A 6951-nucleotide genomic window follows, 5' to 3' on the forward strand; every position below is an offset into this window, starting at 1 on the left:
AGGCGAACGCCGCTACCCGGCACTACGGATAGCGAATTACGCTTTCGCTTTCGCCACGGTCACCATCGCAGCGCGGATGGTACGGCCGTTCAGGGTATAGCCTTTCTGCATCACGCCCAGCACTTTACCGGCTTCAATCTCTTCAGATTCAACCATCGCAATGGCCTGGTGAACGTTTGGATCCAGCGGAACGTCGGTATCGGCAATCACTTCCACGCCAAACTTACGCACTACGTCGAGCATGGATTTCAGCGTCAGTTCGATACCTTCGATCATTGCGGCGTTGTCCGGATTCGCTTTGTCAGCCACTTCCAGCGCGCGGTCGAGGCTATCGATCACCGGCAGCAGTTCGTTGACGAATTTCTCCAGCGCGAACTTGTGCGCCTTCTCAACGTCCTGCTCGGTACGACGACGCAGGTTTTCCATTTCCGCCTTGATGCGCAGAACACTGTCGCGTTCGCGATTCTGTGCTTCTACCAGCTGGGCTTCCAGATTCGCAATTTTTTCATCGCGCGGGTCCACCTGCTCAGCAGATGCGTCTGGCTCTACAGCCTCAACTTCATCGTGCTGTTCCGTGATAATTTCTTCAGGGGCTTGCCCCTCAGGCGTTTTCTGTTCTTTACTACTCATGAATTTCTCCGCGTTTTTCTGCATTCATCTCGCTAACTTCGCTTATTATGGGGATCAGTTTCCGGGATTCAAGGGAACAAGACAGATTGTCATCATTCATCAGGCACAAGGACCTCCAGAAAATGAATAATCATTTCAGGTGTATTGGGATCGTCGGGCATCCGCGTCACCCTACCGCACTAACGACACATGAAATGTTGTATCGCTGGTTGTGTAGCAAAGGCTATGAAGTGATGGTCGAGCAGCAGATTGCCCAGGAACTGCAGCTGAAGAGCGTCAAAACCGGCACGCTGGCGGAAATTGGCCAACAGGCCGATCTCGCCGTGGTGGTGGGAGGCGACGGCAACATGCTCGGCGCGGCCCGCACGCTGGCGCGTTATGACATCAAGGTCATCGGCATCAACCGTGGCAATCTCGGTTTTTTAACCGACCTCGACCCGGACAATGCGCAGCAGCAGCTGGCCGACGTGCTGGAAGGCCACTATATCAGTGAAAAACGCTTTTTACTGGAAGCGCAGGTGTGCCAGCAGGACTGCCAGAAACGCATCAGCACCGCCATTAACGAGGTTGTCCTTCACCCTGGCAAAGTGGCGCACATGATTGAGTTCGAAGTTTATATCGACGAGATCTTTGCCTTCTCCCAGCGTTCCGACGGGCTGATTATCTCTACTCCCACCGGCTCAACCGCCTACTCGCTTTCTGCCGGCGGCCCCATCCTGACGCCCTCGCTGGATGCCATTACCCTGGTGCCGATGTTCCCGCACACGCTCTCCGCCCGCCCGCTGGTGATCAACGGCGACAGCACGATCCGTCTGCGCTTCTCGCACCGCCGTAACGACCTGGAGATCAGTTGCGACAGCCAGATAGCGCTGCCTATCCAGGAAGGTGAAGATGTGCTTATTCGCCGGTGTGATTACCACCTGAATTTGATACATCCAAAAGATTACAGCTATTTCAACACATTAAGCTCGAAGCTTGGCTGGTCAAAAAAATTGTTCTGATTTTGCATCCAGGACTTTACTGTATATAAAACCAGTTTATACTGTATGAAAACACAGTTATGGTTTTTCATACAGGAAAACAATTATGCTGGCACAACTGACCATCAGCAACTTTGCCATTGTTCGTGAGCTTGAGATCGATTTCCACAGCGGCATGACGGCGATCACCGGGGAAACCGGTGCGGGTAAATCCATTGCCATTGATGCCCTCGGCTTGTGCCTTGGCGGCCGCGCCGAGGGCGACATGGTGCGCATGGGCGCAAACCGTGCCGACCTGTGCGCCCGTTTCTCCCTGAAAGACACACCTGCCGCCCAGCGCTGGCTGGAACAGAACCAGCTTGAAGATGGACGTGAGTGTTTACTTCGCCGCGTTATTAGCAGCGACGGTCGCTCACGCGGCTTTATCAACGGCACGGCGGTCCCGCTCTCCCAGCTCCGTGAACTCGGCCAGCTGCTTATCCAAATCCACGGTCAGCACGCGCATCAGCAACTCGTTAAACCCGAACAGCAGAAAGCGCTGCTGGATGGCTATGCGGGTGAGTACGCGCTTACTCAGCTTATGGCAGAGCACTATCGCCAGTGGCATCAGAGCTGCCGTGAACTTGCCCAGCACCAGCAGCAAAGCCAGGAGCGCGCCGCCCGTGCGGAGCTGCTGGAATACCAGCTCAAAGAGCTGAACGAATTCAACCCGCAGCCGGGTGAGTTTGAGCAAATCGACGAAGAGTATAAGCGCCTGGCGAACAGCGGTCACTTGCTCTCAACCAGCCAGAATGCGCTCAACCTGCTGGCGGATGGCGAAGACGTGAACCTGCAGAGCCAGCTGTATAACGTCCGTCAGCTGCTTACCGAACTGGTCGGCATGGACAGCAAACTGTCTGGCGTCCTGGATATGCTGGAAGAGGCGGCCATTCAGATCTCTGAAGCCGGTGACGAACTTCGCCACTACTGTGAGCGTCTGGATCTCGACCCGAACCGTCTTTTTGAGCTGGAGCAGCGTATCTCCCGTCAGATCTCGCTGGCGCGCAAGCACCACGTTACGCCGGAAGAGCTGCCGGGCTACTATCAGTCTCTGCTGGACGAGCAGCAGCAGCTTGACGATCAGGCTGACTCGCAGGAGACCCTCTCTCTGGCGGTGAGCCTGCACCATGAACAGGCGCTGGCGACAGCGCAAAAGCTGCATAAAATTCGTCAGCACTATGCTCAGGAGTTAAGCCAGCACATTACCGACAGCATGCACACGCTGGCGATGCCGCACGGCGTCTTCACCATTGACGTTCGCTTTGAAGAGAACCACCTGACGGCGGAAGGTGCGGATCGCATCGAATTCCGCGTCACCACCAACCCGGGGCAGCCGCTGCAGGCGATCTCCAAAGTGGCCTCAGGCGGCGAACTGTCGCGTATTGCGCTGGCGATTCAGGTGATCACCGCGAGTAAAATGGACACCCCGGCGCTGATTTTCGATGAAGTGGATGTCGGCATCAGCGGCCCGACGGCGGCGGTGGTGGGTAAACTGCTGCGCCAGCTCGGCGAATCCACGCAGGTGATGTGTGTCACCCACCTGCCGCAGGTCGCGGGCTGTGGCCATCATCACTTTATCGTCAGCAAAGAAACCGACGGTGAAATGACCGAAACGCACATGAAGCCGCTGGATAAACGTGCGCGTCTGCAGGAGCTGGCACGCCTGCTCGGCGGCAGCGAAGTCACGCGTAACACACTCGCGAACGCGAAAGAACTGCTGGCGGCATAAACTTTTTCGGGATCTCAGGGTCATACAGAACAACAAAAACGCCGCCAGACCGGTTTCAAAGTGGGGCAAGGTCTATTATCATCGGCATATTACATATGAGCCGCGTTCTGCTCGGGCCCGAAAAGGAATCAAATCACTATGCGTTGTAAAATGCTGACCGCTGCCGCAGCGGTTCTTCTGATGTTGACCGCAGGCTGTTCCACTCTGGAGAAAGTGGTTTACCGTCCTGACATCAACCAGGGGAACTACCTTACCCCTAACGATGTGTCCAAAATCCGCGTGGGGATGACACAACAGCAGGTCGCTTATGCACTGGGAACCCCGATGATGTCCGATCCGTTCGGCACTAACACTTGGTTCTATGTATTCCGCCAGAAGCCGGGCCATGAAGATGCGACCCAGCAGACCCTGACGCTGACCTTCAGCAGCGCCGGTGTGTTGACCAACATCGACAACAAGCCTGCCCTGACTAAATAATCCGGTGTCAGAAATGCAAAAAGGTGCTCATTGAGCACCTTTTTTGTATCTGAGTTCTTACGAAGAATCGTAGCCCCGGTAAGCGCAGCGCCATCGGAGAAGAAAGCGCTACTTACTGGCCTTCTCCGCGCGCTGACGACGCAGCTCTTTCGGGTCGGCAATCAGCGGACGATAAATCTCCACCCGGTCGCCCTCTTTCAGCACATCGCCCAGCTTCACCGGACGGCTGTAAATCCCGACCTTGTTCTTCGCCAGGTCGATATCGCTGCGAAGCTCAAGGATGCCGGAAGCACGGATGGCCTCCTCAACGGTCGCCCCCTCTTCCAGCGTCACGCGCTGCAGATACTGTTTCTCCGGCAGCGCGTACACCACTTCTACAGCAATCTTATGCGACACTGTAAACCTCTTTGGCGCGGGTGGTGAACGCCTGAACCATATTCGATGCCAGCTCTTTAAAGATGCGTCCAAACGCCAGCTCAATCAGCTTATTGGTAAACTCGAAGTCCAGATGGAACTCAATGCGGCAGGCGTCAGCGCTCAGCGGCGTAAACTTCCAGCCTCCCATCAGGGTTTTGAACGGACCATCCACCAGATGCATCAAAATACTCTGATTGTTCGTCAGCGTATTACGGGTGGTGAACGTCTTGCTGATCCCCGCTTTGGAGACATCCACCGCCGCGGTCATCTGCGTCGGGCCGGATTCCAGAACGCGGCTCCCGGTGCATCCCGGAATAAATTCTGGATAAGACTGAACATCGTTCACTAACTGATACATTTGTTCCGCGCTGTAAGGCACAAGCGCAGTACGGCTAATCTGAGGCATAGCATTTCCCATGGTCACACAACGGACAAATAATAACATTTATCACCTGTTAAAAAAACGCTAAGCCTCATCTCGTGCTAAGATAGCGCGTTAGACCTCACAGGACGCAATGAGGTGACTTTTTGAAATCAGATTACCGACGGCTTTACGACACTTATGACGAAGAAAAAAGCACATAAACCAGGCTCGGCGACCATTGCGCTCAACAAGCGTGCTCGCCACGAGTATTTCATTGAAGAAGAATTCGAAGCTGGCCTTGCGTTGCAGGGCTGGGAAGTAAAATCGCTGCGCGCCGGGAAAGCCAACATTGGCGATAGCTACGTGATCCTGAAAGATGGCGAAGCCTTCCTTTTCGGCGCGAACTTTACGCCGCTGACCGTCGCCTCTTCACACTATGTGTGTGACCCTACGCGCACGCGCAAATTGCTGCTGAACAAGCGTGAGCTGGAATCCCTCTACGGACGCATCAACCGCGAAGGTTTCACCGTGGTCGCCCTGTCGCTGTACTGGAAAAACGCCTGGTGCAAAGTGAAAGTTGGCGTCGCGAAGGGTAAAAAACAGCACGACAAGCGTACTGACCTGAAAGAGCGCGAGTGGCAGCTGGACAAAGCGCGCATTATGAAAAACGCAGGACGTTGATTCTGCACACTTATTGTACTATTCAATAAGTTAGCGTTCCGGGCTGGTATCCAGGAAGTGAAATCTGGTATACTCAGTTCAACACTATTGGGGCTGATTCTGGATTCGACGGGATTTGCGAAACCCAAGGTGCATGCCGAGGGGCGGTTTGCCTCGTTAAAAGCCGCAAAAAAATAGTCGCAAACGACGAAAACTACGCTTTAGCAGCTTAATAACCTGCTCTGAGCCCTCTCTCCCTAGCTTCCGCTCTTAAGACGGGGATCAAAGAGAGGTCAAACCCAAAAGAGATCGCGTGGAAGCCCTGCCTGGGGTTGAAGCGTTAAAACTAATCAGGCTAGTTCGTTAGTGGCGTGTCTGTCCGCAGCTGGCGTGCGAATGTAAAGACAAACTAAGCATGTAGTACCGAGGATGTAGAAATTTCGGACGCGGGTTCAACTCCCGCCAGCTCCACCACTTTTAACAGGACTGTAACAGGACAGTGGCAGTAAAAACAGCCACTTACGGACTCTGACCAGACAGAGCTCAGACCGAGAAAAGACAAAAAAATGCACGTGAAATGCACGTGCACTTTAAAAGAACCCCAGATCTCACGGTCTGGGGTTTTTCTATTTGTAACTAAGGGTAACAAAAACACATCCCATTTCGTGCTCCGCTCGCCTTGACACTGTTTATTTTTACAGCAAAAATACTGTATACAACCACAGTGGTTTTCCGGAGGCTTTTATGTTCGTTGAACTGGTTTATGACAAGCGAAATGTAGAGGGACTTGAAGGGGCCAGAGAGATTATCCTGGCAGAGCTGACGAAGCGAGTGCACCAGATCTTCCCTGATGCCGAAGTGAGGGTGAAGCCGATGCAGGCGAACGGCTTGAATAGCGATGCCAGCAAAAGCGATCGGGAAAAGCTGAACCGCATGCTGGAGGAAATGTTTGAAGACGCAAATATGTGGCTGGTGAATGATTAGCAAAGCCCGTGTTCGCTTCGTGCATACCTTCAACTACGCAGACATGCACCACTACCCATCGTACTTTTCCGATATTGAACGGCACTTCATCTTAGTGGCGTTAAATAATAAGCACTTTTACTACTCACTGTTTTTGCGGTCACTCCAATAGATGCCCTTTTCAGTGCCGCATTAAATGCAACTAACGTTACCGGTCTTGGAGTTGTCTTGGTACGATGTGAATGGCTCTGAAACAAAAACACATCTTCAGGATACTTCTCCCTGCGGGAGTGGAGAATTCTTTTAACTCCTGGCTTAAGTGCAATGCATCTTTCCCTCAGTCCTTTTGTGGCTGAAAGAACAAGAATATCATGGCTCACATCATCAAACTTTGCCCCAAGAAGCTGTCCGGGCTTAGCCTGACTCAGATACAACATTGCCCAGAGATCTGACCATGTATCAGAAATATTCTCAAGATTCCGCTTGATAGCAATAAATTCAACTACGGTAAGCCCCCACACATCTCTCATCATTCCTTTCAGTAGATCCTCTTGTTACATGAAGCTTATGTACAAACATGATGTAGCCCCCTGAAACACCAGACAGTAGCTGTATCTCCAGATAAGAGATAGGCTTGAATATATGTCTAACACTAACACCAATTTTGAGATGACCGGGATCCTGTTAGGGCA

9 protein-coding genes and 1 other RNA gene are annotated in these 6951 nt (G+C 52.9%); 6 read left to right on the forward strand and 4 right to left on the reverse strand.

Annotation, left to right across the window (positions count from 1 at the left end; genetic code table 11):
- Nucleotides 1–36: 36 nt before the first annotated feature.
- Nucleotides 37–630, reverse strand: a complete 594-nt coding sequence (grpE, locus tag FHC52_RS20430) for a nucleotide exchange factor GrpE (RefSeq protein WP_008502499.1) — start codon at nucleotides 628–630, stop codon at nucleotides 37–39.
- Between the two features lie 122 nt (nucleotides 631–752).
- Between grpE and nadK the strand changes: the two genes are divergently transcribed.
- The 3 genes from nadK to bamE all read left to right on the forward strand — a co-directional run bounded on the left by nadK (nucleotide 753) and on the right by bamE (nucleotide 3855).
- Complete coding sequence (nadK, locus tag FHC52_RS20435; RefSeq protein ID WP_008502500.1) at nucleotides 753–1631, forward strand: NAD(+) kinase; 879 nt, start codon at nucleotides 753–755, stop codon at nucleotides 1629–1631.
- A gap of 85 nt (nucleotides 1632–1716) precedes the next feature.
- On the forward strand, nucleotides 1717–3378 hold the full coding sequence (recN, locus tag FHC52_RS20440; protein ID WP_220420239.1) for a DNA repair protein RecN: 1662 nt from the start codon (nucleotides 1717–1719) through the stop codon (nucleotides 3376–3378).
- A 138-nt stretch (nucleotides 3379–3516) separates the two neighbouring features.
- On the forward strand, nucleotides 3517–3855 hold the full coding sequence (bamE, locus tag FHC52_RS20445) for an outer membrane protein assembly factor BamE (protein WP_008502502.1): 339 nt from the start codon (nucleotides 3517–3519) through the stop codon (nucleotides 3853–3855).
- Between the two features lie 108 nt (nucleotides 3856–3963).
- Here bamE and FHC52_RS20450 read toward each other — a convergent pair whose 3' ends face one another.
- Nucleotides 3964–4251 carry an RnfH family protein gene (locus FHC52_RS20450; protein ID WP_023325903.1) on the reverse strand — a complete coding sequence of 96 codons (288 nt, stop codon included), beginning with the start codon at nucleotides 4249–4251 and terminating at the stop codon, nucleotides 3964–3966.
- Nucleotides 4241–4678, reverse strand: coding sequence for a type II toxin-antitoxin system RatA family toxin (locus FHC52_RS20455; protein ID WP_008502504.1), 438 nt, complete (start codon nucleotides 4676–4678; stop codon nucleotides 4241–4243). Before FHC52_RS20455 ends, FHC52_RS20450 begins: the two co-directional genes overlap by 11 nt.
- A gap of 156 nt (nucleotides 4679–4834) precedes the next feature.
- On the opposite strand from FHC52_RS20455, the gene smpB reads away from it, so the two are divergent.
- The 3 genes from smpB (at nucleotide 4835) to FHC52_RS20470 (ending at nucleotide 6280) form a co-directional block, all read left to right on the forward strand.
- Nucleotides 4835–5317 (forward strand): SsrA-binding protein SmpB, encoded by a 483-nt coding sequence (gene smpB, locus FHC52_RS20460; RefSeq protein WP_008502505.1) that lies wholly within the window; start codon nucleotides 4835–4837, stop codon nucleotides 5315–5317.
- Nucleotides 5318–5406: 89 nt separating this feature from the next.
- Nucleotides 5407–5770: a transfer-messenger RNA gene (ssrA, locus tag FHC52_RS20465) on the forward strand.
- Between the two features lie 270 nt (nucleotides 5771–6040).
- Complete coding sequence (locus FHC52_RS20470; protein ID WP_013096351.1) at nucleotides 6041–6280, forward strand: DinI family protein; 240 nt, start codon at nucleotides 6041–6043, stop codon at nucleotides 6278–6280.
- Between the two features lie 86 nt (nucleotides 6281–6366).
- Here the strand turns inward: FHC52_RS20470 and FHC52_RS20475 are convergent, their stop codons facing one another.
- The gene (locus FHC52_RS20475) at nucleotides 6367–6792 is read right to left on the reverse strand and encodes a hypothetical protein (RefSeq protein WP_123906383.1); all 426 of its coding nucleotides are present in this window, start codon (nucleotides 6790–6792) and stop codon (nucleotides 6367–6369) included.
- Nucleotides 6793–6951 lie beyond the last annotated feature (159 nt).

Source organism: Enterobacter sp. EC_64 (genome assembly GCF_019584165.1).
GTDB lineage: Bacteria > Pseudomonadota > Gammaproteobacteria > Enterobacterales > Enterobacteriaceae > Enterobacter > Enterobacter roggenkampii.